Annotated in this window: 21 protein-coding genes; 8 read left to right on the forward strand and 13 right to left on the reverse strand. The window is 64.6% G+C overall.

The window, feature by feature from the left end:
- Positions 1–72: 72 nt before the first annotated feature.
- Together ABH922_RS14545 and ABH922_RS14550 are read left to right on the forward strand one after the other, a co-directional pair.
- Positions 73–1,533, forward strand: coding sequence for an LCP family protein (locus ABH922_RS14545; protein ID WP_424809680.1), 1,461 nt, complete (start codon positions 73–75; stop codon positions 1,531–1,533).
- A gap of 118 nt (positions 1,534–1,651) precedes the next feature.
- Entirely contained in the window at positions 1,652–2,365 is a 714-nt protein-coding gene (locus ABH922_RS14550) for a TIGR03089 family protein (RefSeq protein WP_424807585.1), read from the forward strand.
- Here ABH922_RS14550 and ABH922_RS14555 read toward each other — a convergent pair.
- The 7 genes from ABH922_RS14555 to ABH922_RS14585 form a co-directional block, all read right to left on the reverse strand.
- Positions 2,362–4,812 (reverse strand): FtsX-like permease family protein, encoded by a 2,451-nt coding sequence (locus tag ABH922_RS14555; protein WP_424807586.1) that lies wholly within the window; start codon positions 4,810–4,812, stop codon positions 2,362–2,364. The two genes, ABH922_RS14550 and ABH922_RS14555, sit on opposite strands and share 4 nt — an antisense overlap.
- Positions 4,809–5,603 carry an ABC transporter ATP-binding protein gene (locus ABH922_RS14560; RefSeq protein ID WP_424807587.1) on the reverse strand — a complete coding sequence of 265 codons (795 nt, stop codon included), beginning with the start codon at positions 5,601–5,603 and terminating at the stop codon, positions 4,809–4,811. The genes ABH922_RS14555 and ABH922_RS14560 overlap by 4 nt, the downstream gene beginning before the upstream one ends.
- Positions 5,604–5,727: 124 nt before the next feature.
- On the reverse strand, positions 5,728–6,420 hold the full coding sequence (locus ABH922_RS14565; protein WP_424807588.1) for a response regulator: 693 nt from the start codon (positions 6,418–6,420) through the stop codon (positions 5,728–5,730).
- A gap of 20 nt (positions 6,421–6,440) precedes the next feature.
- Positions 6,441–7,631, reverse strand: coding sequence for a sensor histidine kinase (locus ABH922_RS14570; protein WP_424807589.1), 1,191 nt, complete (start codon positions 7,629–7,631; stop codon positions 6,441–6,443).
- Positions 7,632–7,653: 22 nt separating this feature from the next.
- A complete protein-coding gene (locus tag ABH922_RS14575; protein WP_424807590.1) occupies positions 7,654–8,031 on the reverse strand; it encodes a hypothetical protein in 378 nt (125 codons plus the stop codon).
- Positions 8,032–8,038: 7 nt separating this feature from the next.
- The gene (purE, locus tag ABH922_RS14580) at positions 8,039–8,557 is read right to left on the reverse strand and encodes a 5-(carboxyamino)imidazole ribonucleotide mutase (RefSeq protein WP_424807591.1); all 519 of its coding nucleotides are present in this window, start codon (positions 8,555–8,557) and stop codon (positions 8,039–8,041) included.
- Positions 8,541–9,809, reverse strand: a complete 1,269-nt coding sequence (locus tag ABH922_RS14585) for a 5-(carboxyamino)imidazole ribonucleotide synthase (RefSeq protein WP_424807592.1) — start codon at positions 9,807–9,809, stop codon at positions 8,541–8,543. Before ABH922_RS14585 ends, purE begins: the two co-directional genes overlap by 17 nt.
- A 67-nt stretch (positions 9,810–9,876) precedes the next feature.
- On the opposite strand from ABH922_RS14585, the gene ABH922_RS14590 reads away from it, so the two are divergent.
- Positions 9,877–10,479 carry a GtrA family protein gene (locus tag ABH922_RS14590; protein ID WP_424809681.1) on the forward strand — a complete coding sequence of 201 codons (603 nt, stop codon included), beginning with the start codon at positions 9,877–9,879 and terminating at the stop codon, positions 10,477–10,479.
- Positions 10,480–10,546: 67 nt separating this feature from the next.
- On the opposite strand, the gene ABH922_RS14595 is transcribed toward ABH922_RS14590, so the two are convergent.
- The 5 genes from ABH922_RS14595 to ABH922_RS14615 form a co-directional block, all read right to left on the reverse strand.
- Positions 10,547–11,857, reverse strand: coding sequence for an ATP-binding protein (locus ABH922_RS14595; protein WP_424807593.1), 1,311 nt, complete (start codon positions 11,855–11,857; stop codon positions 10,547–10,549).
- A gap of 8 nt (positions 11,858–11,865) precedes the next feature.
- Positions 11,866–12,546, reverse strand: a complete 681-nt coding sequence (locus tag ABH922_RS14600; RefSeq protein WP_424807594.1) for a response regulator transcription factor — start codon at positions 12,544–12,546, stop codon at positions 11,866–11,868.
- A gap of 37 nt (positions 12,547–12,583) precedes the next feature.
- A complete protein-coding gene (locus ABH922_RS14605) occupies positions 12,584–13,150 on the reverse strand; it encodes a PH domain-containing protein (protein WP_424807595.1) in 567 nt (188 codons plus the stop codon).
- 133 nt (positions 13,151–13,283) lie between these two features.
- Positions 13,284–13,859, reverse strand: coding sequence for an HdeD family acid-resistance protein (locus ABH922_RS14610; protein ID WP_424807596.1), 576 nt, complete (start codon positions 13,857–13,859; stop codon positions 13,284–13,286).
- A 139-nt stretch (positions 13,860–13,998) separates the two neighbouring features.
- Entirely contained in the window at positions 13,999–14,853 is an 855-nt protein-coding gene (locus ABH922_RS14615; protein ID WP_424807597.1) for a biotin--[acetyl-CoA-carboxylase] ligase, read from the reverse strand.
- A 117-nt stretch (positions 14,854–14,970) separates the two neighbouring features.
- Here ABH922_RS14615 and ABH922_RS14620 point away from each other — a divergent pair, with 117 nt between their 5' ends.
- The 3 genes from ABH922_RS14620 to ABH922_RS14630 are packed head-to-tail and all read left to right on the forward strand — an operon-like array spanning position 14,971 to position 17,592.
- Positions 14,971–16,611: an acyl-CoA carboxylase subunit beta gene (locus tag ABH922_RS14620; RefSeq protein ID WP_424807598.1), complete on the forward strand. Its 1,641-nt coding sequence runs from the start codon at positions 14,971–14,973 to the stop codon at positions 16,609–16,611.
- Positions 16,608–16,931, forward strand: coding sequence for an acyl-CoA carboxylase subunit epsilon (locus ABH922_RS14625; RefSeq protein ID WP_424807599.1), 324 nt, complete (start codon positions 16,608–16,610; stop codon positions 16,929–16,931). The genes ABH922_RS14620 and ABH922_RS14625 overlap by 4 nt, the downstream gene beginning before the upstream one ends.
- Before the next feature lie 19 nt (positions 16,932–16,950).
- Positions 16,951–17,592 (forward strand): Maf family protein, encoded by a 642-nt coding sequence (locus ABH922_RS14630; protein ID WP_424807600.1) that lies wholly within the window; start codon positions 16,951–16,953, stop codon positions 17,590–17,592.
- A gap of 9 nt (positions 17,593–17,601) precedes the next feature.
- Here the strand turns inward: ABH922_RS14630 and ABH922_RS14635 are convergent, their stop codons facing one another.
- Positions 17,602–19,302: a DHA2 family efflux MFS transporter permease subunit gene (locus tag ABH922_RS14635; RefSeq protein WP_424807601.1), complete on the reverse strand. Its 1,701-nt coding sequence runs from the start codon at positions 19,300–19,302 to the stop codon at positions 17,602–17,604.
- 152 nt (positions 19,303–19,454) lie between these two features.
- Here ABH922_RS14635 and ABH922_RS14640 point away from each other — a divergent pair, with 152 nt between their 5' ends.
- Both ABH922_RS14640 and ABH922_RS14645 read left to right on the forward strand, forming a co-directional pair.
- Positions 19,455–20,945 (forward strand): condensation domain-containing protein, encoded by a 1,491-nt coding sequence (locus ABH922_RS14640; RefSeq protein WP_424807602.1) that lies wholly within the window; start codon positions 19,455–19,457, stop codon positions 20,943–20,945.
- Positions 20,945–22,396, forward strand: coding sequence for a condensation domain-containing protein (locus tag ABH922_RS14645; protein WP_424807603.1), 1,452 nt, complete (start codon positions 20,945–20,947; stop codon positions 22,394–22,396). The genes ABH922_RS14640 and ABH922_RS14645 overlap by 1 nt, the downstream gene beginning before the upstream one ends.
- Positions 22,397–22,420 lie beyond the last annotated feature (24 nt).

Genomic DNA, 22,420 nt, shown 5'->3' on the forward strand with positions numbered 1-22,420 from the left:
TAACCTTGCTGTGTGTCCCACCAGCAAACTCCGCGCCGCGAACGCCCACAACCTGGGACGACACGTCGTACGGTGCATCCGGTTCGGATCGGCGTTGCTGTCGTCTCGGTGATAGTTCTGCTGGTCACCGGGTTCGCCTGGCGCGGTGTGGACAGCTTGCGGAACAGTCTGACCACAGTCAGCGGACTCGGTCTCGGCGGCGCCAAGGACGGCGCCATCGACATCCTGTTGGTGGGTACCGACAGCCGGACGGACGCGCACGGGAATTCACTGAGTCAGAGCGAGCTCGACTCACTGCGGGCAGGCGACGAGGTGGCCTCCAACACCGACACCATCATCTTGATTCGAGTTCCCAACGACGGATCCTCCGCGACCGCCATCTCGATCCCCCGCGATTCGTATGTCAACATTCCGGGGATCGGCATGGCGAAGATCAACAGCGCGTTCGGCTCCACCAAGGAAGCCGAGCGGCTACGCCTCGTCGACGAGGGAGCGAGCGACGCCGACGCGGACACGAAGTCCACCAAGGCCGGCCGAACCGCGCTGATCGACTCGGTGGCCGGTCTCACCGGAATCACCGTCGACCACTACGCCGAGATCGGACTACTGGGATTCGTCCTTCTCACCGATGCCGTCGGCGGAGTCGGTGTCTGCCTCAACGGACCCGTCGACGAGCCGCTGTCCGGCGCCAACTTTCCGGCTGGGGAACAGACGTTGAACGGCGCCGACGCGCTGAGCTTCGTACGTCAACGGCACGACCTTCCTCGCGGTGACCTCGACCGAATCGTGCGCCAACAGGTGTTCATGGCATCACTGGTCAGCAAGGTACTGAGCGCGAAGACCCTCAGCGATCCCGGCAAACTCAGCCAACTCGCCACCGCCGTGGAGCGGTCGGTGGTCATCGACGACAACTGGGACATCATCGACTTCGCCAAGCAGTTGCAGAATCTTGCAGGCGGCAACGTGAAGTTCGAGACCATCCCGGTCCTGGACATCAACGGGATGACCGATTACGGCGAGTCCATCGTCAAGGTCGATCCGAAGGCCGTCAAGAAGTACGTGGCCGGCTTGGTCGGCGCCGACGTCGAGGAGACCACCACCGCCCCGGCCGTGACGATCGACCCGTCGACAGTGACCGTCGAGGTCGTCAACGACACGAATGTCGCCGGGATGGCAAGTGGTGTAGCCGAGGCGCTCACCTCACTCGGGTACCGAGAGGGCGAGATCGGCAACAACACCGGCAGTTCCGTCACGGAGTCGACGGTGTTCGCCGCCTCGGACGACGACGGCGCTCGTGCCGTTGCGCAGGCCCTCGGCGGGCTGAGCGTGAAAACCGACTCGAGCCTGTCCGCCGGCACAGTCCGGGTCGTGCTCGCCGACGACTACACGGGCCCACTGTCCGCCGAGACGTTGTCGACGGACGAAGCGGGTACCGGCGAGGAATTACCCTCGACCGCCGAAACCAGCCCGACCCCGGTTCCCGCCGCCCCACCGATCGACGCCGCGGCCGGCGGACCGCACTGTGTGAACTGACGCGGACCGCGCTGTGCGAACTGACGCGGACCGCGCTGTGCGAACTGACGCGGACCGCGCTGTGCGAACTGACGCGGACCGCGTGATGTCCCCGCATCTACCGACGTAAGGTGATCGGGTGCCTACTTCAGTCGACAACCTGACCGACGCCCTCCTCGGCCCCGTGCTGGCCGCAGATCCGGCCGGACCCCGCGTCACCTACTACGACGACGCCACCGGCGAACGAATCGAGTTGTCGGCGAGCACCCTCGCGAACTGGGCAGCCAAGACGGCGAACATGGTGCGTGACGAGTTCGCCCTCGAACCGGGGGGCAAGGTCGTGGTGCTACTGCCGGCGCACTGGCAGAGCGTCGCGGTTCTGCTCGGGGTGTGGTGGGCAGGCGGTGAAGTGGTGCTCTCCCCCGACGCGGATGCCGAACTGGCTTTCGTCACCGCCGACCGTCTCGACGACGTCGCGGACATCCCGGAAGTGGCGGCACTCTCACTGGACGCGTTCGGCAAAGGACTGTCCGACCTTCCGCTCGGTGTCACCGACTACGCGACATCCATCCGCGTGCACGGCGACCAATTTCGCAGCAACGGAGCCGGTTACGCGCTGGAAGGCCGTGATGTCGCGGCGACGGTCGCGGCCGCGACAGCGGCGGCGACCGCTCGCGGCGTGACGTCGTCGGATCGGGTGCTGTCGAGTCTGCCGTGGGATTCGGCCGAGGAACTGATCGACGGCCTCCTCGCGGTACTGGCAGGCGGGGCCTCGCTCGTGCAGGTAGCCCACCCGGACGCGGAGGCGATCGCACGCCGAGTGGGCACCGAGAAGATCACCACACAGTTCTAGTCGGCGAGGGCCGTCACAGGTGAGACCGATCCCGCTTGCCGGGCGGGAAGCAGTGAGGCGATCACTCCACAGCCTCCACCTGCCACGACGATGATCGCCAACTGCAACCACGGGACGGCGACGAGACTGACGTCGCCGATTCCGAACACCGACGCGGTTCCGGCGGCGCCGAATACCGTTCCGAAGAGAACTCCGATCACGGAGGACACTCCGGCGACGAGCAGTGCTTCCCAGATCAACATCGCTCGAACCCCCTTCTTCGTCACCCCGAGTGCCCGAAGCAGTCCCGTTTCGCGACGCCGTTCCAGAACGGACAGCGCCAAGGTGTTACCGACTCCGATCAACGCGATGAGAACTGCCACCGACAACAACCCGACCACCACCATCAGCATCGTGGTCAATATCGAATCGAGTGCCGTTCGCATGGCCGTCATTGCCTGGACGTCGCTGCCCGGAGCGTCCCGGCGAGCCAGATCCGTAATTCGATCGGTCGCGGCGATCGCCTGGGCATCGGAGTCCGTCGCCAGCCGGACCCACAACGAATCCGTTTGCGGCGCTGCCGAAATCGTGTACAGATCAGTGCGATCGAGAAGCGCGGGCTGCCCGTTCGTGCCTTCGGCGATCACGAGCGTCACATTGCCGCGATCGCCACGCACCGTTACAGTGTCTCCCGCCGCGAAACCGTGCTCACTCAGATCAGCCGGCGAGAGTACGAGCTGACCCGGCGCGGGAAGTGATATCGCGACCCGTAACACGTCCTTGGCCTGGCCGGCGTCGACGCTGTAACCCGCCACCACGCCGTGTCCGTCGATCGTCACCTCCGCCTTCTCCCGCGCACCGACCGCATCCACTCCGTCCACTGACGCGATGGCCGACGTCAATTCGCTCGGCAGCGACGCCGAACCGGCCGCACTCACCATGACGTCGACCGGAAACTGGTTGTCGATGGCTGCCGGTGCCGCTTGCCTGACGGTGGCGATACCCACCACCAGAGTGCTGGTCAGGGCCACGCCGATCAGCAGGGCCGTAGCGGTGGCCGCCGTCCGTCGAGGATTTCGGCCGGCGTTCCCGGCCGCCAACGCGCCCACCGGACCCACCGCTCGCATGAGGATTCCGCCCGCGGCCTTGATGAGGGCCGGGACGATTCGTCCTGACAGCGCAACGATTCCGACGAACGAGAGAAGACCTCCCACCGTTGCCGCCTGTACCAGTTGGCCGAACACTCCCACTGCCGTCGCTGCCAAGCCGATGAGAAGTGCAGCCGCACCGAACAATCGACGAACAACGGAATCCTGAATCCTCTCCGGCTTGGATTCCATCGGCTGCAGAGCCGCCAAAGGAGAGAGTCGCGTCGCCGTCCGGCCAGGAGAAGATGCCGCGGCCATGGTCATCACGATTCCCACCGCGAGTCCTACACCGAGTCCGATCGGGGGGACCTTCAGCGTCGACAGCGGTATCGGCGCGCGCGCCGCCGTGGCCACCAGGCCGATCGACCAGGCAAGTCCGACGCCGAGGGCAACCCCGATCACCGACGCGACGACGCCCACCGCAGCGGCCTCGGCGCGAAGGCTCCGGCGAACCTGCTTGGCGGTGGCGCCGACACAGCGCAGCAGGGCCAGTTCCTGCGTTCGAGCGGCGAGGAGTACCGCGAAGGTGTTCGCAATGACAAGCGCCGCCACCACCACGGCAATCGCCCCGAAGGCCAGGAGCAGATTCTCGATGAGCTTGGAGCCGCCGGTGAAGTGCGCGGCAGCGTTGTGCGCGGCGGCCGCGCCGGTGATCACCGTCGAATCCGCCGGTAGCGCGGCGCGGAGTCGATCGGCCAACTGATCCTGGGACATCGAACCGTCCCCGGCCACCCGGAACTGACGTTTCGCGCTCTCCCCGGTCCAGGCGATCACCTGATCTGCGGTCGCGAAGACTTTCACGCCGCCGAGCCGCTGCGCCGAACCCGTGAGGTCCACCAGTCCGACCACCCGAGCTGTGGGTGTGACATTGTCGGCCGTCGAGTTCGGCACCACCACCGAGATTCGAGCACCCAACGCAATCCCGGACTCTGCGCTGACCAGAACCTCCCCACGGCCACTGGGCAGTACACCCTCGGACAGTTTCTCCCAACGTAATTGCTCGTGCGCGGCGACCGTGAGTAGATCACCGTACGACGACCCCTTCGCCTCGGAATCGACACGGACGGCTGCCGAGACGTCATCGGCGGCTGCCGCCACGCCGTCGATCGCCGTCAAGCTCGCCTCGCTGATGCCGTCTCCGGATACGACGGCATCCGTCGATTCATACTGCGAGGCAAGAGATTTACCGATACTGGCATCGACGGTCGAGCTCAAGGTCAACGTCGCGACGATATAGCCGACCGCGATCACCACCGCCAGTATCGACGCGACGTAGCGTCCCGCGTGTGCGCGAATCTGGGCGAGCGCCACACCTCTCATCGGCCGACACTCGCGGGCACCGGACGCTCGATCACATCGTTCGCTCCGAGCGAGCGCATCGAAGTGATCACCGAATCGACTGTGGGTCTGTCGATTTCACCGGCGATCTGGCCATCCGCGATGAACACCACCCGATCCGCGAAGGACGCCGCTACCGGATCATGGGTGACCATGACGACGCTCTGGCCGGTTTCACGCGCGCTCGCACGCAGCAACCCGAGCACTTCGGACCCCGAACGTGAGTCCAGGTTGCCGGTCGGCTCGTCGGCGAAAATCACGTCCGGCCGAGGCAGTAGTGCTCGTGCCACCGCAACCCGCTGCTGCTGGCCGCCGGACAACTCGTGTGGAAGGTGATCGAGACGAGAGGCGAGTCCGAGCGTGGCAACTACTTCCTGCACCCATGACGACGACGGGACCAGCCCGGCCAACTTCATCGGCAGCAACATGTTCTCGCGAGCGGTGAGCACCGGCAGAAGATTGAACGCCTGAAACACGAAACCTATTCGTTCACGGCGCAACTCGGTGAGCTCGGTGTCATCGAGAGCCGTAATTTCGGTGTCCCCGAGATACACCCGCCCACTCGATACGCTGTCGAGTCCGGCCAGGGTGTGCATGAGTGTCGATTTTCCGGAACCGGACGGACCCATGATCGCGGTGAATTTTCCGCGCCCGAATGCCACGTCGACTCCGGCGAGCGCATGAACCGCCGTCGGACCCGTGCCGTACACCTTGGTCAGGCCGGCGGCCGTGATCGCGGGTTGCCCTGTCCCCGTGGTGGTGTTCAGATTCATCTCGCGCCTTCCGTTGCAGCTGTCCGCTTGTCGACATCGACGCTATGGCAGCGGGTGGGGTCGGCACATCGGAGCGCGGGGCCATCTCGACCGCAGGAGAGTCATTCTGCGGGAGGACGCAGGGTCAGCCCTCGGTACCCAGGAGGTCGGTTCGGCGGACCAGTCCGACTTGGAAGGCGAAGACGACAGCCTGCACCCGATCTCGCGACCCGGTCTTCGAGAGAACCCTTCCCACATGTGTTTTCACGGTCGTCTCGGAGACGTGGAACTTCTCGGCGATCTCGGAATTCGACAGACCGTACGCCATCGCCTCGAGTACCTCGACTTCACGCGGGGTCAGTCCGTCGGGCAGTCGAGTTTCCGGCGCCGAACCCTCGAGTAGTGGCCCGACGTGCTCGAGTAGCCGCCTGGTCGCTCTCGCCTCGATGACGGCGTCGCCTCGATACACGGTACGAATGGCGTCGAGAAGCTGCTCCGGCGGAACGTCCTTGAGGAGAAACCCGCTGGCCCCCGCCCGAATTGCCGACATCACGTACTCGTCGTTGTCGAAGGTGGTCAGCACCACCACCTTGGGTGCCTCCGGGTTGGTGAGCAGTCGACGGGTCGTCTCGATACCGTCCATCGTCGGCATCTGGACGTCCATGAGCACCACGTCGACGCGATGCGCGGCCAACTCGACCAACGCCTGCCGACCGTCCGACGCTTCCACCACGACCGTCAGATCCGGCTGCGAGTCGATCACCATCTTGAACCCGGCTCGCACCAACTGCTGATCGTCGATCAACGCAACCCTGATCGGATCCACCTGAACATCCATGCACATCAGCCTAAGCGTGCTCACCTCGGCGTGGCGTCGTAGGGCAGGACGCAGCTAACGCTGTACCCGCCACCGGTCTTCGGTCCGGCGGTGACCCTTCCACCGTGCAGCCGCGCCCGCTCGGCCATCCCGATCAACCCTTGTCCGCCCGGCGAAGGATCGATCAGTGCCGCGCTGCCGCCACGTCCGTCGTCGGTTATCCCGAAGACGAGTGCGGAGTCCGTCCATTCCATCTCGATGCGTGCGTGGGCGCCCGGGCCGGCATGTTTGAGAACGTTCGTGAGTGATTCCTGCACTATTCGGTACGCCGTCAAGCCGGCTCCCGCCGACAGTTCACGCGCCTGACCTGACGAGAGGACTTCGATACTCATGGCGTTGCCACGCATCTCGTGGACGAGGTTGTCGATGTCTCCTGCTCCCGGTATCACCGAGAAGTCCCGCCTGGTGTCCTCCCGGAGCACCGAGAGCAGCGCCCGCATGTCCGTCAACGCCTGCCGCCCGGTCGATGCGATGGTGTCGAGTGCCCGGACTGCTGCCTGCGGATCCTGCGCTGCGCTGTATCGACCACCGTCGGCTTGGGCGATCACCACCGTCAGGGAATGCGCGACGATGTCGTGCATCTCGCGCGCGATCCGCGAACGTTCGCTGATGGTGGCGATTTCCGCTTCCTGTGCGCGCTCGAGTTCGAGTAGCCGCGCCCGTTCGGTCAGTCCCTCGAGCTGTTTAGTCCGAACCCGGCGTAGATCCCCGAAGGCCCAGACTGCCAACACGAAGACCATGAGCGACACCGCTCCCACGAACTGCGCGGTACCGGACATTCCGACGTGGCTGAAGTAGCGGACGTTGGCGGCGACCGCGCCGGCCAACGCCAGCGCCAGACCGGTGGCGCTACTCCAGCGTGCGCCGTAGGCCGCGAGTGCGTACAGGGCGACGGGTACCGCGATCGCCGACCCGGAGAGGGTACCGGGGACGAGGGCCACGTGCAGGAGCGAGAATCCCGCAACGACCATTGCGGACCATTCCGGCCGGGTCCGACGCCAGAACAGCGGTACCGTCATACCCAGCGTGAGGACGAGCAGTAACGGACTCATCTCGGTGACACCGACGACGAAGCTGATCGCCATCACCAACAGGGTGATCGCCACGTCGATGCCGCGAGCATGCTGCGCGCTCCAACGCACCCATCGTTCACTGGTGGGGAAACGGGCCATGGCGCCTACAGTAGCGTTCGGTTCAGGTGCGGTATCCGCCGTCGGCGAGACCGGCCTCGATCTCGAACCTGTTGCGAGTCCCCGGGTTGCGGAGTTCCTCGAACAGGTACACGAGCGCGAAGCACACTCCGTACCGTGCCCACTGATCCGCGTGAATCGTCTCGTGCCGGAGCACGGAACGGCCGACGTTGCCTCTGGTCAGATACACCCCGCCCACCGTCGTGCCGCCGCGGGCGAAGCCGCCCCACATCCCCGACGCCACGTAGATACCGAATTCGACGTCGAAAGAGACGTCGGCACCGAACACACGGGCGTACAGCAAGGCGATACGTGTGACGAGAGCGGACTGAACGCTTCCCCGACTCGCTCGGATCAGCGGCAGCCCGCAACTCGCATACACGAGTGGATCAGCCCAGCAGTTTCTCGCGCAGTGCCCTGTCCTTGTCGAGCACCATCGACTCGAGGCTCTGCTGGAACGCCACCATCTGCTGCTGCAGTGCGGGGTCCGAAGCACCGAGAATCCGGGCCGCCAGCAGACCCGCGTTCCGGGCGCCACCGATCGACACCGTCGCCACCGGGACACCGGCAGGCATCTGGACGATCGACAGCAGCGAATCCATGCCGTCGAGGTACTTGAGCGGGACCGGGACACCGATGACGGGCAGCGGCGTCGCGGACGCGACCATGCCCGGCAGATGAGCGGCTCCGCCGGCCCCCGCGATGATCACCTTCACACCGCGGCCGGCGGCCTCCTTCGCGTAGTCGAGCATGCGCTGCGGCGTGCGGTGCGCGGAGACGACACCGACCTCGAAGCGGATACCGAACTCGGCGAGCGCCTCGGCGGCCGCTTCCATCGTGGGCCAATCAGAATCACTGCCCATGATCAGGCCGACCTGTGCGCCGTTGCTCTCACTCACCGTGTACATCCCATCCGTCGGTCCACACTGCCCGCGAGAGCCACTGCGCTGCGCGCTCGGCCCGTTCTCGCACTGCGGCAACATAATTCGGATCGTCGATGGAACCGTCACCACCGACGATGTTGACATGCCCGATCTTGCGGTCCTTGCGCTCACCCTTGCCGTACAGGTGAATCTTGGCGTCGGGCATCCGCGCGAACAGGTGATGAACCCGCTCGTCCATACTCATCTCGGGTGCCTCGTCAGCTCCGAGTACGTTCGCCATGACGGTGACCGGTGCAATGGGCGAGGTATCGCCGAGCGGATAATCCAGCACTGCACGCAGATGCTGTTCGAACTGCGAGGTGCGCGCACCGTCCATGCTCCAGTGACCGGAGTTGTGCGGACGCATCGCCAGCTCGTTGACCACCAACGCGCCGTCCGTCGTCTCGAAGAGCTCGACCGCCATCGACCCGACCACGCCGAGCTCGGACGCGATCCGCAGCGCCAGCTGCTCGGCTTCCGCCGCGAGAGCGGAGGACAGATTCGGCGCGGGCGCGATCACCACGGCGCACTGGCCGTTGCGTTGCACCGTCTCCACGACCGGCCAGCTGGCACCCTGACCGAACGGCGAGCGTGCCACCATCGCGGACAGTTCACGTCGCATCGAGACCATTTCCTCGACGATCAACGGCACACCCTTGTCCAGCTGTGCGGCGACGATCCTCTCTGCCTCGTCCTGATCGTCGGTGATCCACACGCCGCGACCGTCGTAACCGCCGCGCGTGGCCTTGATCACGACCGGCCAGCCGTGCTCGGCTCCGAAACGCACGACGTCCTCGGCCCACGTCACCTCGGCGTACGCCGGCACCGGTGCACCCAGTTCGGCCAACTTGCGCCGCATCAGCAGTTTGTCCTGGGCGAAGATCAGCGCCTGCGGCGGCGGCTGGACGTTGACGCCCTCGGCGACAAGCACCTCGAGATGTTCGGTCGGGACGTGCTCGTGATCGAAGGTGAGCGCGTTGGAACCCACCGCGACCCGGCGAAGCGCGTCGAGATCGTCGTGGCCGCCGAGCACGACGTCCGGACTGACCTGGGCAGCGGGCTCCGAATCGGTGCCGGAGAGCACACGCAGCGTCTGGCCGAGGGCCACCGCCGCCTGATGCGTCATCCGGGCCAATTGTCCGCCACCGATCATGGCGACGACAGGCATGGACGCATTCGCTGTTCGCGGAATCGTCGGGCGGGGAGGTTGCTGAGTGGGATCGTTATTGCCGGTCACAGGTGTCCATGTTGTCACGACCGGCACCCCGGCGATCAATCAGCAGCCCTTCTCTGTGATTCTGCTGATGATTCGGCGGGAAAGTGGTGGTGTCGGAGAATCGTTCGTACACTCGATTTTTGTGCCGTTCGTCGACGGGGTCATCGCCCGTGTACCCCAGCCGTTCCGCGACATCGCTCTGCGTCACAGCGAGCTGATCAAGTTCGCGATCGTCGGCGGAACCACCTTCCTGATCGACTCCGCCATCTTCTACACACTCAAGCTCACCATTCTCGAGTCCAAGCCGGTGACCGCCAAGATCATCGCCGGCGTGATCGCCGTCATCGCGTCGTACATCCTCAACCGTGAGTGGTCGTTCAAGAATCGCGGCGGTCGCGAACCCGCCCACGAGGCGGCGCTGTTCTTCGTGATCAGCGCGATCGGTGTGGTGATCAGTTTCATCCCGCTCTACATCTCGAGTTACGTCTTCGACCTACGAGTACCCGACGTCAGTTTGGCCACCGAGAACGTGGCCGATTTCGTCAGCGCGTACATCATCGGCAACCTCTTGCAGATGGCCTTCAGATTCTGGACATTCCGCCGCTTTGTCTTCCCCGAGGAAAATGGCTCGACAGTCGTGCCCTCCGTCGAGCCTGCGGTGATCGAGCCGGTCCCCGACGCACCCGAGTAGCTTTCGTCGAACACATCCGGCCCTGTCGAGCCGACTTGGGTACAGGAACACTCGATCTCAGCGAGGTTCACGTCGTACGGGGCCCCGGCGGCACCTGTACGACCGCCACCGGAAGAAACACCGCGAACAGTGCCGGTATACGCCGTTGAAGTTCCAATCTGCCGCCATCAGCTTCGATGAGTGCCCGCGCAAGCGCCAATCCGACTCCGGTGGAACCGGCTCCTGAGAAACCGCGGTCGAAGATGTGCGGGGCCAGATCGTTGTCCACCCCCTTGCCCTCGTCGGTCACCTCGATACACACCATGGGCTCACGCCGAGACGGACCCCTCCCGATACCGTCGATGAGCCGCACCGAGACCGTACAGGCACCCTCCCCGTGTGCGAACGAGTTGTCCACCAACACCGATATCGCTTCGCGGAGCCTCGATCCCGTGGTGGACGCCATCACCGTTCGGTCCCCGCGCAGTGACAGCGGTCGATCTTCACCGTCGAAAATCGCTTGCCAGTCACGGGTCACCTGCTCGATTTCACCGATCACGGATACTCGCGTCGCCGCGGAGCCACTGTTGCGCGAGGACCGCACCAGGTCGTCGATGCCTACGGTCAGGCGATCGACCTGCGCCATCGCCTCCTCCGCTTCGGTGACGACGTCCGGATCCTCGTGTACGGACAACTCGTCCAGTCGCAATCGAACCGCGGTCAGGCGGCTACGCAGCTGATGGGAGACGTCGGCAACCAGGGCGCGCTCACGCTGCAAGCGGCCGGATATCTCGACGGTCGCGGCATCGAGGACGTCCGAGACCCGGTCGAGCTCGGGAATGTCGTGGCGCCGCGGTACCGGGCGGAAGTCGCCCTCTGCCAGCCTCGCGGCCCGATCGGCCACCTCGAGCAACGGGTCGGCGAGCCGCCTGGCAGTGACCACCGCGACAACGGTTCCAGCGCTGATCGCCACCAGGACCAGCAGTCCGACGGCCAGTACCGCCTGCTTCTGCCGCGTACGCAGGCTGTCCGACGGGACCTCCAGACGCAGCGATCCGGACGTGCCCATGGCCAACGACTCGATCAGTGCACCGGGAACGGACGTCACCCCGACGTCGATGCGCGCTGCGCCGTCCTCGCGCGTCGGATACACCACGACCAGCCTGCCGCCCTCGGGCGTGAGGACTCGCAGTGAATCGGTGTTCAGAGTTCCCTCGACGAGACCGTTGGTTCCCTCTTGCGAGATCACCTCCGCTGCCATGCGGTCGAGCCGCACCCGCAGATCACTGCGCGTGACGTCCTCGACCCACAGCCACGCCGTGTAGATCAGTGGCACGCCGAGTAGTAACGCGGTCATGATGACGACGGCGAGGATTGACTGCAGTAGGCGACGCCGCATGCGCTGCCCTAGTCGGTGTTGATGCGGAAACCGACACCGCGCACGGTTGCGATTCGGCGCTCCGCCGCCGGTCCCTCGTCACCGATCTTGCGCCGCAGCCACGACATGTGCATGTCGAGGGTCTTCGATCCGCGCAGTTCGACGTCGCCCCACACCTCGCGCAGGATCGTATCCCGGGAGACCACCTCGCCTGCGTGCTCGAGCAGCACGCGTAGTAGTTCGTACTCCTTGTTCGCCAGGGCGATCTCGGAGCCGTTCACAAGGACTCGCCGGGCAGCCGGGTCGAGCCGGATGCCACCGACCTCGACGACGGTGTCCTCGCGCCCGCCGTGGCGTCGCAGCAATGCCCGAACCCGCGCCATCAACTCCGCCAAGCGGAAAGGCTTACCGACGTAGTCGTCGGCACCGGCATCGAGGCCCACGACGAAGTCGACCTCGTCGGTGCGGGCCGTGAGCATGAGTACCGCCAACGACGTCCGATGAGCACGAACTTGTCGACAGACCTCGAGTCCGTCCATCCCTGGCAACCCCAGGTCCAGGATCAGTAGGTCGAAATCACCTTCGAGGGCTTGCTGGAGCGCAGCAGGTCCGGTCTGCTCGACAGTTACCGAGTAGCCCTCACGGCCCAACGCGCGCGACAAGGGCGTCGCGATGGCCTCGTCGTCTTCGGCTAGCAATACGGAAGTCACATGACAAGCGTACGGACTGATTCCTGTGAAACCGGGATTACCAGCCGTTTTCCCGGCCTGTTTCGGATTCGTCGTCGTAATTGTCGGGTTGTGGACGATCAAGTGGGCGCTGCGTGGAATCGAAGACCTGGTGATAGAGGAGTGCGTGGACGTGCTCGACGTCCGGGATGTCGTCGAACTCGAGCGGGTCGTCACTCGCCGATGCGATGACCAACGTGCCGGTCTTGAGCATGCGGTCGATCAGTCCGTGCCGGAATTGGACGTTACTGATTCGGCCGACCGGAATGTCGATGCCGGTATGGGTGAGGACACCGTGCCGGATGAGGACTCGACGGTCGGTGACGATGAAGTGCGTGAACTTCCAGACCGTGAACGGTGCCACGGAGCGCCAGATCACCAGGACGAGCCACAACACCCCGACCGCCACGAGAGCGACGGTCTGGATAGTCCCCTCGAGCTTCGCCTCCACGAGTCCGAGGAGGAAGCCCGCGACAGCGGTCGCCGAGACGAACACCAGGGCTGGGATGACGAGCATCTTCCAGTGGGGATGACGATGCAGGATCAGGTCCTCGTCGTAGGCGAGTGCATCTTCCGGGTATCCCATGCCGAAAAGTGTGCCACCGCGCGCCGACGGCCGGTCGCCGAGATACCGCGCGCCGACGGCCGGTCCCGGGAAGGAACCGGCCGCACGCGAGGTGGTGGTCGACGCAGCAGAATATCCGCCGACCTGTCTGGCGTCAGGACTTGGTGAGCCTGGCCAGCAGCAGCGGTGTGACGACGATGATGATCCCGTAGAGCACCATCCACACTCCGACGACGATACGGAAGACGTCGAGGGAGAGTTCGGGCTGGAGCAGGACGACGGCGCCGGCGATGATGCTGACGATCCCGAGCACGATCGACAGGCCGCGGTCCACGGTGTGCGAGGATGCGGCGTCGACGAGGTCGAGCACTCCGCGGAAGACCCACCATGCGCCGATGACGAGGGCGATCAGCACGACGGTCTGCAGTGGGCTACGTAGCACCAGGAATCCGAGCAGAACGGCGAGCGCACCCGATATCGCGACGAGTGTTCGTGCTTTGCCCGTCGCCGTGATGTCGGCGAACGACCGGATGATCTGTACGATCCCGAAACCGAAGAGTTGGATCGCGATCACCACTGCGACCACGACCAATGTGGCTTGTGGCCAGACGAGTACGGCGATGCCGAGCGCCAAGGTGAGAACGCCGAGCGCCACGGTGACGCCTGACAACAGCCGACGGGCACTCTCGGCTATTTCGGTATCACTCGGTAGGACAATCGGTGTGGTCATGCCAGCCCCTCGAAACTATGGTGATCGCTCGCCGGACTGACGAGCGAATTCGGTGTGGTGGCGGCGGGAAAAGTCCAACCGTCCCGGCCGAAAAGTAGCACCTTCAGACCAAAAATTCAGACAACCCTCCCTTTTCGAACTAGTCTTCGGGGGGCGCCGCCCGCAGGTGGGTGATGTCACCGGCTGCGACGGCAAATGTTTCGCCTCCGGAACCCTCGATCTCGATGACCACCCGACCCGACCTGTCGACGTCGGTGGCGATTCCGTATATCTCGTTGTCACCGGGCAGTACCGCTCGTACGCGCTTGCCCAGGGTTCCGCATCGTTCGCGGTACGCCGCTGCGGGGACCGACGTATCCCATCCGGCGCTCTCCCAGGCGCGGAACCGGGTGGCGAGCTCGCGAGCCATCGCCCTGACCAGAGTGTCCCGGTCGGTAGTGGCCGCATTTTCGAGAAGCAGCGATGTCGCCGTGGGGACGGGTAATTCCGACTCTCCCAGGCTGACATTGAGTCCGATACCGATCACGACGGCCGGGTCGGGCGTGGTTCTACCTACTTCGGCCAGAATCCCGGCAACCTTCTTGTCGCCGATCAGAACGTCGTTGGGCCATTTCAACTCTGCGGGCACTTCGGCCACTGCGCGGAGCGCATCCACGACGGCGATACCCGCGAGCAGCGGTAACCAGCCCATGTCGGACGGATTCATACCAGGCATCGTCAGCAGCACCGACATCGAGATCTGGGCCTGGGCCGGGCTGACCCAGGTTCGAGAGTGTCGTCCTCGGGCGCTCTCCTGAAACTCGGCGATCAAGATGTGACGGTCGGCGTCGTGGTCGGCCGACCGGGCCAGCAGGTCCGCATTGGTGGATCCGGTCGAGTCCACGACATCGAGTCGATTCCAGAATGCGCGGGCGTCGGCCTCGTCGTCGCTGCGCACCAGCGCTCGCCGAAGGGCAGCACTGTCGAGGGGGGGTCTGTTCAGGTCGGTCCACATAGTCCCAGCCTAGGACGTACGCAGAAATGTACTGGTCAGTAGCTTAGACGGGGGGTCACCCGCCAACCAGACCTGCCGTCGAAGCGTTCGCTAAGCACTAGATTATGCTGCGAACTCATGACCACTGTCCAAGAGCCGAACGCGCCGGAGGCGGCGACCGCACCCGACATCCACACGACTGCGGGGAAGCTCGCGGACTTGAGGATTCGCCAGGCGCAGGCACAGGCCCCGACCGGCCAGACTGCAATCGACAAAGTCCATGCCAAGGGCAAACTGACCGCCCGCGAGCGGATCACCGCACTCCTCGACGAGGGCTCGTTCGTCGAACTCGACGCCCTCGCTCGTCACCGCAGCACCAACTTCGGCCTCGCCGACAATCGCCCCGTCGGTGACGGTGTCGTCACCGGTTACGGCACCATCGACGGCCGCGACGTCTGTGTCTTCTCCCAGGACGCCACCGTCTTCGGCGGCAGCCTCGGTGAGATCTACGGCGAGAAGATCGTCAAGGTCATGGACCTCGCGATCCGCACCGGCCGCCCCCTCGTCGGCATCAACGAAGGCGCAGGCGCCCGCATCCAGGAAGGCGTCGTCTCCCTCGGGCTATACGGCGAGATCTTCCATCGCAACGTCCAAGCCTCGGGCGTCATCCCCCAGATCTCCCTCATCATGGGACCGGCCGCAGGCGGCCACGTCTACTCCCCCGCCCTGACCGACTTCGTCGTGATGGTCGACGAAACCTCCCAGATGTTCGTCACCGGCCCCGACGTCATCAAGACCGTCACCGGCGAAGACGTCACCATGGAAGACCTCGGCGGTGCCCGCACCCACATGGTCAAGTCCGGTGTCGCCCACTACGTCGCTTCCGGCGAGCAGGACGCCCTCGACTACGTCAAGGACCTGCTCAGCTACCTGCCGTCCAACAACCAGGCGGCCGCTCCGCGCGGCGAGATCACCGATCCGATCGTCGGAGCACTCGAGGACAACCTCACTCCCGAGGACCTCGAACTCGACACCCTGATCCCGGACTCGGCGAACCAGCCGTACGACATGCACGAGGTCATCCGCCGCATCCTCGACGACGACGAGTTCCTCGAGGTCCAGGCCGAGCGCGCGATGAACATCATCGTCGGATTCGGCCGCGTCGACGGACGCAGCGTCGGCATCGTCGCGAATCAGCCCACCCAGTTCGCGGGCTGCCTCGACATCGACGCCTCGGAGAAGGCCGCACGCTTCGTGCGCACCTGCGACGCGTTCAACGTCCCGATCATCACCCTCGTCGACGTTCCCGGCTTCCTTCCCGGAACCGAGCAGGAATACAACGGCATCATCCGTCGCGGCGCGAAGCTCCTCTACGCGTACGGCGAAGCCACGGTCGGCAAGATCACGGTCATCACCCGCAAGGCTTACGGCGGAGCGTACGACGTCATGGGCTCCAAGCACATGGGCGCCGACCTCAACCTGGCGTGGCCCACCGCGCAGATCGCCGTGATGGGCGCATCCGGAGCAGTCGGGTTCGTCTACCGCAAGCAGCTCCTCGAAGCAGCAAAGAACGGTGAAGACGTCGACGCATTGCGCCTGAAGCTGCAGAACGAGTACGAGGACACCCTCGTGAACCCGTACGTCGCGGCCGAGCGCGGATACGTCGACGCGGTCATCCCGCCGTCGCACACCCGCGGCCAGATCGTGGCAGCATTGCGACTGCTCGAACGTAAAGCCGTTTCACTTCCGCCCAAGAAGCATGGGAACATTCCACTGTGACCGCAACTACCGAAGACGTACGCGTCGACGACGTACCGCCGGCGGAGAGTGCACTCGGAGACAGCGCTGCCGTAGCCGACGAATCCGTCACGGAAGCCGCGCCCGCCGAGACTTCGGATGCGCCGATCATCAGGATCGTCAAGGGTTCGCCGACGGACGTGGAGATCGCTGCGCTGGTCAGTGTCCTCGCGGCGGCAACCGGTGGCGAGGCCGCTCCCGAGTCGGGCCTGCCGGCGGAGACGTGGGGCGATCCGACGCAGTTCCATCGGACCCGTGCGCCGTTCTCGCCGTACGCGTACCCACTTCTCGGTCGCCGATGATCTCGGATCACCAAACCCGATGAGTCAGCTGGTTCTGGCATCGGCATCCCCGGCACGCCTGGCAGTTCTGCGGGCGGCCGGGGTGTCGCCGTTGGTACGGGTGTCGGGTGTCGACGAGGATGCCGTCACCGAGAAGTTGGGGCCGGACGCCGATCCGGCTCACGTGGTCACCGTCCTGGCGGAGGCGAAGGCCGCGGAGATCGTTCCCGGCCTACGCGCGGACGGTCTGGACGACGTCGTCGTGGTCGGCTGCGATTCGATGCTTCTGATCGACGGCACGTTGCAGGGCAAGCCGAACAGTGTCGATGTCGCACGGAAACGCTGGGCGAAGATGGCGGGGCGCAGTGCCACGCTCTTGACCGGTCACAGTGTTCTCAGAGTGCTGGACGGCCAGATCGTGCGGGCGGTGTCCGAGCACAGTGCGACGGTCGTTCATTTCGCGAATCCGTCCACCGAGGACCTCGAGGCGTACCTCGCCACCGGCGAGCCGTTGCAGGTGGCAGGCGCGTTCACTTTGGACAGTCTGGGCGGCTGGTTCGTCGAACGCATCGAAGGCGATCCGTCCAGTGTCATCGGAATCGGATTGCCCTTGCTGCGAACACTTCTCGAACGGGTCGGAGTGTCGGTCTCGCAGCTGTGGCGGTCCCAGAGCGTCCTCTGATCTCGCTGGTCACCTGATCGTGGTGGTGCGCGGTAGCGCAGTCGACGCCAGCGCCACAGCCAAGGCGACAACCGCGATGATCACCAGAACCCGGCGCTGCGCCGCCGAGAACGCCGCACCCGCGGCGGCCCTGGTGGAGTTGTATGCAATCTCGACAGTATCGCCGATCGGGCCGGCTGCCGAGGTCGAGGCACCGGCCGGACGGCACTGCGGTGCGGTTGCCATCGGCGTACTCGATTCCAATTGACTTCTCGCGCAGTCGACGAAGGTATCGGCAGCGATACCACGCAGGTTTTCGGGAAGACCGATTCGTTCGAGTTGGGCAACGACGTTCGCGCGTTCGGCCTGCACGGCAGCCGGGGCCTGTCCCGCCACCAGGCCGAAGAACACGATGCCGACCACTGCCAGACCAATCGAGCTGCCTACCTGCTGGACCGTGGGCAGCAGACCGGATGCCGATCCCGCGCGCGCCGGATCCACTCCGGCCAGAATCACGGTCTGCAAGGGCGCGACGAACAGCCCGAGCCCGATTCCGCCGACGAACAGCGGACCGGCAAGAACCGCCCAGCGCGGATCGCTGCCCTCGGCGCCGAGGATCGCCGACAACGCCAGGAGCGATCCGGCGAAGACGACCATACCGAGAATCAGCACACGGTTGCCGATGCGCTCGTACACCGTCGACGAGGACAGTGCCGCGATGCCCATTCCCACCGCCCACGGGACTGTCACGACACCGGCGCGCAGGGCGCTGAATCCGAATCCGAACTGCAGGGTGAGGCTGATCGTGAAGATCAACGAGGTCAGGGTCCCGAAGAACACGAACGCGAGTGCCGCGCCGACCGAGAAGGCGCGGTCGCGGAACAGAGCGAGGGTCACGACGGGTTCGCCACCTCGCCTTTGCAGTCGTAGTTCGTAGGCGACGAAAGCCGCGGCAACCGGAACCGACAGAACCATCATCGTGATCAATTCGCCCGGCCACCCTCGCGCTCGACCCTCCGCCAACGGAAAGATCAGGAGAAACAGCGCAATCGCGGACAGCCCGGCGCCGACGAGATCGAGCGACCGGATGTGCTCGGCGCGTGCATCGACGAGGTAGCGGTAACCGAGCACGAGCGCGAGAATTCCGATGGGGACGTTGACGAAGAAGATCAGCCGCCATCCCCACTCGAACACATCCCACTCGATCAGCAACCCGCCGGCCAACGGACCGCTGATCGTGGCGAGACCGATTGTGGCCCCGTAAATTCCGAAGACCTTCGGATGCTTGGACTTGGGAAACAGCCCGGAGATCATCGCGAACGTCTGTGCCGACATCGAGCCGGCAGCCAGGCCTTGCAGCGCCCGGAACAAGACCAGCATGCCGGCGTCCTGGGCCAGGCCGCACAGCAGCGAGGCGAGAACGAACCCGCTCAGCGCGATCAGGAATACGCGCCGACGGCCGAATCGGTCGCCCACCCGCGCGGCTGTGATGAGCGAGCATGCGAACGCAAGGATGTAGACGCTAACCATGAGCAACTGCGCGGACACGCCTGCGTCGAGGTCGACGGCGATACTCGGCAGGGCGACGTTGACGATGGTCGCGTCGAGCAGTTGCATGAATGCGGCGACGAGGCTGGTGGCCAAGCCGAGCCATACCTTCAACGGCGTTGCCGACGTTCGCTCTTTCGACTCGTCGGCGTCGACCACGACACCGCTGACGTTTTCGGGCATTTGTCGACCTTAGTTGATCAACCCGTTGCGTAGAATGCGCTCCACTCCCGACTAGGGTATACCGGACAACTCCCCCACTGGGATGGGATAGTTCATCGACTGTTGGTTTCACAACAGTCTTCTCGACCACCAATACGCAGGAGTTCTTCTCGATGGATCTTGATCTGATCACCCACTGGCAACCGAAATCCGGTCGGGTAGTCGAATGGAGAGTCACTCGCGAGGGTGAGAGCGTCGCCGCATCCGCCGAGACGAACAGAGATCTACCGCCCACCACGATGCAGGATCGGCATCTTCGCCGCGCCCGTGTCACCGCCGAGCGGGGTGATCCTCAATCCCCCTGGATCGGAATAGCCTTCGACTTCGACGGCCCGCTCGATCGTGATGCCATGACACGCAGCCTGGCGACGTACGTTCGCCGTCACGACACTCTGCACTCCTGGTTTTCCTTCGACGAGGCAACCACCGACGCCGCAGACACGTCCTTCGAGGTTCGCCGCCACATTGTTCCCGCAGCGTCGATCGATCTCGAGTACCGGGCAAGCGAGGACGTCCTCGACCCGGTAGCGATCCGCGACCTCGTTGCCGCGAGGTTCGCCTCGGAAACCAGCGCATTGAGTTGGCCTGCCTTCGTGTTCGGCGCGGTCGAGCACGAGGCGATCGAGGGCGCTGAATCCTCGGCTGGATTCACACTGTTCCATGCGATCGATCATGCCCACACGGACATGAACTCGATGGTGCTGACCTATTCCGAATTACGTCGACTCTATACGGCCGAGATCACCGGATCCGACGCAGAACTCGGTCCTGCGGGTAGTTTCGCCCAGTTCGGTCGCATCGAGAGCGAACGGGCCGCCGAACTGACCTTGCAGTCACCCGAGGTGCACAAGTGGTTGTCGTACGTCATGCGCAGCGGTGGGTCGTTCCCCGGCTTCCCACTTCCACTCGGCGCCGACGACGCACCGAAACCGGCCATCGGTTCTCGGTTCGTCGTGGCGGACGAGGTGTACTGCGAGAAATTCGGTGCGGTATGCAAAGCCAACGGCGCCAACTTCATCGGGGGGATCTTCACAGCGTTGGCGATCGCTCAATTCGAACTGACCGGCCGCGCCGATTACACCGCGCTGTCCCCGGTGAGCACTCGATCGGCTGACGATGCGTTCTCCCAAGGGTGGTACATCAATTTGATCCCCGTCGGCATCGACATCGACGACAAGCGGTCGTTCACACAATTGTGCGAGGTCGGGCAAAAGGCGTACCACTCCGGCAAGGAGCTGTTGCACGTCTCCGTGCAGCAGGTGATCGATCTTGTTCTGGCCGAACCCGGAACCGGCGGTGCGGTCGGACTTTCCAGGACTCTCACACCGCCACCGGTCGTGTCCTACATCGACGCCCGCCGCTTGCAGGACTCACACAGCTACGACGTCAGTCGCGTGCGAGGAATTGTCGGCGGCAAGGACACACAGATTGCTTCCATGTGGATCAATCGCATGCACGACGGAGTGTGGATGGCGATCTCGCATCCGGACACGCCGATTGCGCACGATTCCGTCAAGCGATTCGCCGACCTTGTGTCGTCCATCGTCGAAACCGTTGCCGAACAGGGCGATTACGAATTCACCCGAGCGGTAGGCGCCCGCTGATGCATGTGACATCGATCGACAGGTATGCGCTCGAGCCGGGCGTCGTCACGGAGTGGACGCTGCAACCGGCAGCCGATGCGATCAGCCAATCCCAGGTTCCGCCGTCCTACAACCAGTACTTCCACCTCGAAACGGCCCGCATCCACGGCGTGGGTCGTAGCGTCTGGATGGCCGCCGCATTCGATCTGCCCGGCACCTTGAACCGGCCGGCGTTGGAGCTGGCATTGCGGCTGTTCGTGCGCAGGCACGACACTCTGCACACCGGATTCGAGGTCGGTGAAACCACCGTGCGTATCACTCTCGACGAGAACGAGGCCGGCTTCGCCGCCTCGGAACCGGTGGCATTTTCCACCACCGGGGAGTTGCGCAGTCACCTCAAGAAACGCTTCACCGCGGTGTGTGATCCACTCACTTTTCCGGCGTACACGTTCGCCACGGTCGAACGGGGCGATCACTACACGGTGTTGAGCGCGTTCGATCACACGCTGGTCGACGGCTACTCGCTGGTCATCGCGCTCGGTGAGCTACGCCAGATCTACCAGGGTGTGTCAGCTCTCGACGACCTCGGCGACTGCGACGCGGTCGCCGAGGTGACGAGTCGACTGGGCGATCCGGGCAGCTTCGTCCGATACTGCGAACTCGAAGCGGACGGTGAGATTCCCGAGCCCGACGATCCCCGCATCACGGAGTGGGCGAGGTTCTACGAGACATGTGACGGCACCTCGCCCAGCTTCCCCTTGGATCTGGGTGTCGAGGCCGGTAAACCGGCACCACAAGGTGCCGACGTACGGGTTCTTCTCGACATGGAACAGACCGCCAGGTTCGACGACATCTGCCTTGCCGCGGGTGGCAGTGTGTTTACCGGAATACTCACCGCGATGGGCCTTTCCGTCCAGAAACTGACCGGACAATCCGTCATGCCACTGCAGTTCCCGCTCCATATCCGCAACGATCCACGATGGGCCGACGCGATCGGATGGCTGACCACCAGCGCCCCGATCACGGTCACACTCGCGCCGGATTCGGATTTCGTCGCCTCGCTCGAACATACGCATGCATCGTTCCGGGTCGCCCTCACCCTCGAAGGCGTAACCATGGCGCAGGTTCGAGATGCTTTGGGCGAGAACGTTCGAAGAACGAGAACTGATGTCTTCATGGTCTCGTACATCGATTACCGAAAGCTGCCGGGTACCGACGATCACGAGGAACTCAACGCCCACCACGTCAGCAACGTGACGGTGGCCGACGATGTTCAGTTCTGGATTTCGCGCACCAACAAAGGGTTGTCGCTTCGATCACGGTTCCCCGACACCGCCACCGCGAATGCGGCCATGCAGCGTTTCCTCACCGAACTCGACCGCGTCGTGCGCGGTATCTGCGCCGACTCGGTGACCGTGCCAGACGATGTCACCGGACGATTGTTCGCCTCACGGGTGTCCACGTACGCCTAGATGCGGTGCTGTCGGCGTGTGCCC

The organism is Rhodococcus sp. 27YEA15 (genome assembly GCF_049739425.1).
GTDB lineage: Bacteria > Actinomycetota > Actinomycetes > Mycobacteriales > Mycobacteriaceae > Rhodococcus_F.

Coding starts and splice junctions, on each gene's coding strand:
- ABH922_RS14560 (WP_424807587.1), bottom strand. CDS start 5,603: ATGAATCTGAACACCACCACGGGGACAGGGCAACCCGCGATCACGGCC.
- ABH922_RS14635 (WP_424807601.1), bottom strand. CDS start 19,302: ATGCCCGAAAACGTCAGCGGTGTCGTGGTCGACGCCGACGAGTCGAAA.
- ABH922_RS14590 (WP_424809681.1), top strand. CDS start 9,877: ATGATTCGGCGGGAAAGTGGTGGTGTCGGAGAATCGTTCGTACACTCG.
- ABH922_RS14595 (WP_424807593.1), bottom strand. CDS start 11,857: ATGCGGCGTCGCCTACTGCAGTCAATCCTCGCCGTCGTCATCATGACC.
- ABH922_RS14570 (WP_424807589.1), bottom strand. CDS start 7,631: ATGGCCCGTTTCCCCACCAGTGAACGATGGGTGCGTTGGAGCGCGCAG.
- ABH922_RS14615 (WP_424807597.1), bottom strand. CDS start 14,853: ATGTGGACCGACCTGAACAGACCCCCCCTCGACAGTGCTGCCCTTCGG.
- ABH922_RS14605 (WP_424807595.1), bottom strand. CDS start 13,150: ATGGGATACCCGGAAGATGCACTCGCCTACGACGAGGACCTGATCCTG.
- ABH922_RS14630 (WP_424807600.1), top strand. CDS start 16,951: ATGAGTCAGCTGGTTCTGGCATCGGCATCCCCGGCACGCCTGGCAGTT.
- ABH922_RS14620 (WP_424807598.1), top strand. CDS start 14,971: ATGACCACTGTCCAAGAGCCGAACGCGCCGGAGGCGGCGACCGCACCC.
- ABH922_RS14555 (WP_424807586.1), bottom strand. CDS start 4,812: ATGAGAGGTGTGGCGCTCGCCCAGATTCGCGCACACGCGGGACGCTAC.
- purE (WP_424807591.1), bottom strand. CDS start 8,557: ATGTACACGGTGAGTGAGAGCAACGGCGCACAGGTCGGCCTGATCATG.
- ABH922_RS14640 (WP_424807602.1), top strand. CDS start 19,455: ATGGATCTTGATCTGATCACCCACTGGCAACCGAAATCCGGTCGGGTA.
- ABH922_RS14610 (WP_424807596.1), bottom strand. CDS start 13,859: ATGACCACACCGATTGTCCTACCGAGTGATACCGAAATAGCCGAGAGT.
- ABH922_RS14645 (WP_424807603.1), top strand. CDS start 20,945: ATGCATGTGACATCGATCGACAGGTATGCGCTCGAGCCGGGCGTCGTC.
- ABH922_RS14565 (WP_424807588.1), bottom strand. CDS start 6,420: ATGGATGTTCAGGTGGATCCGATCAGGGTTGCGTTGATCGACGATCAG.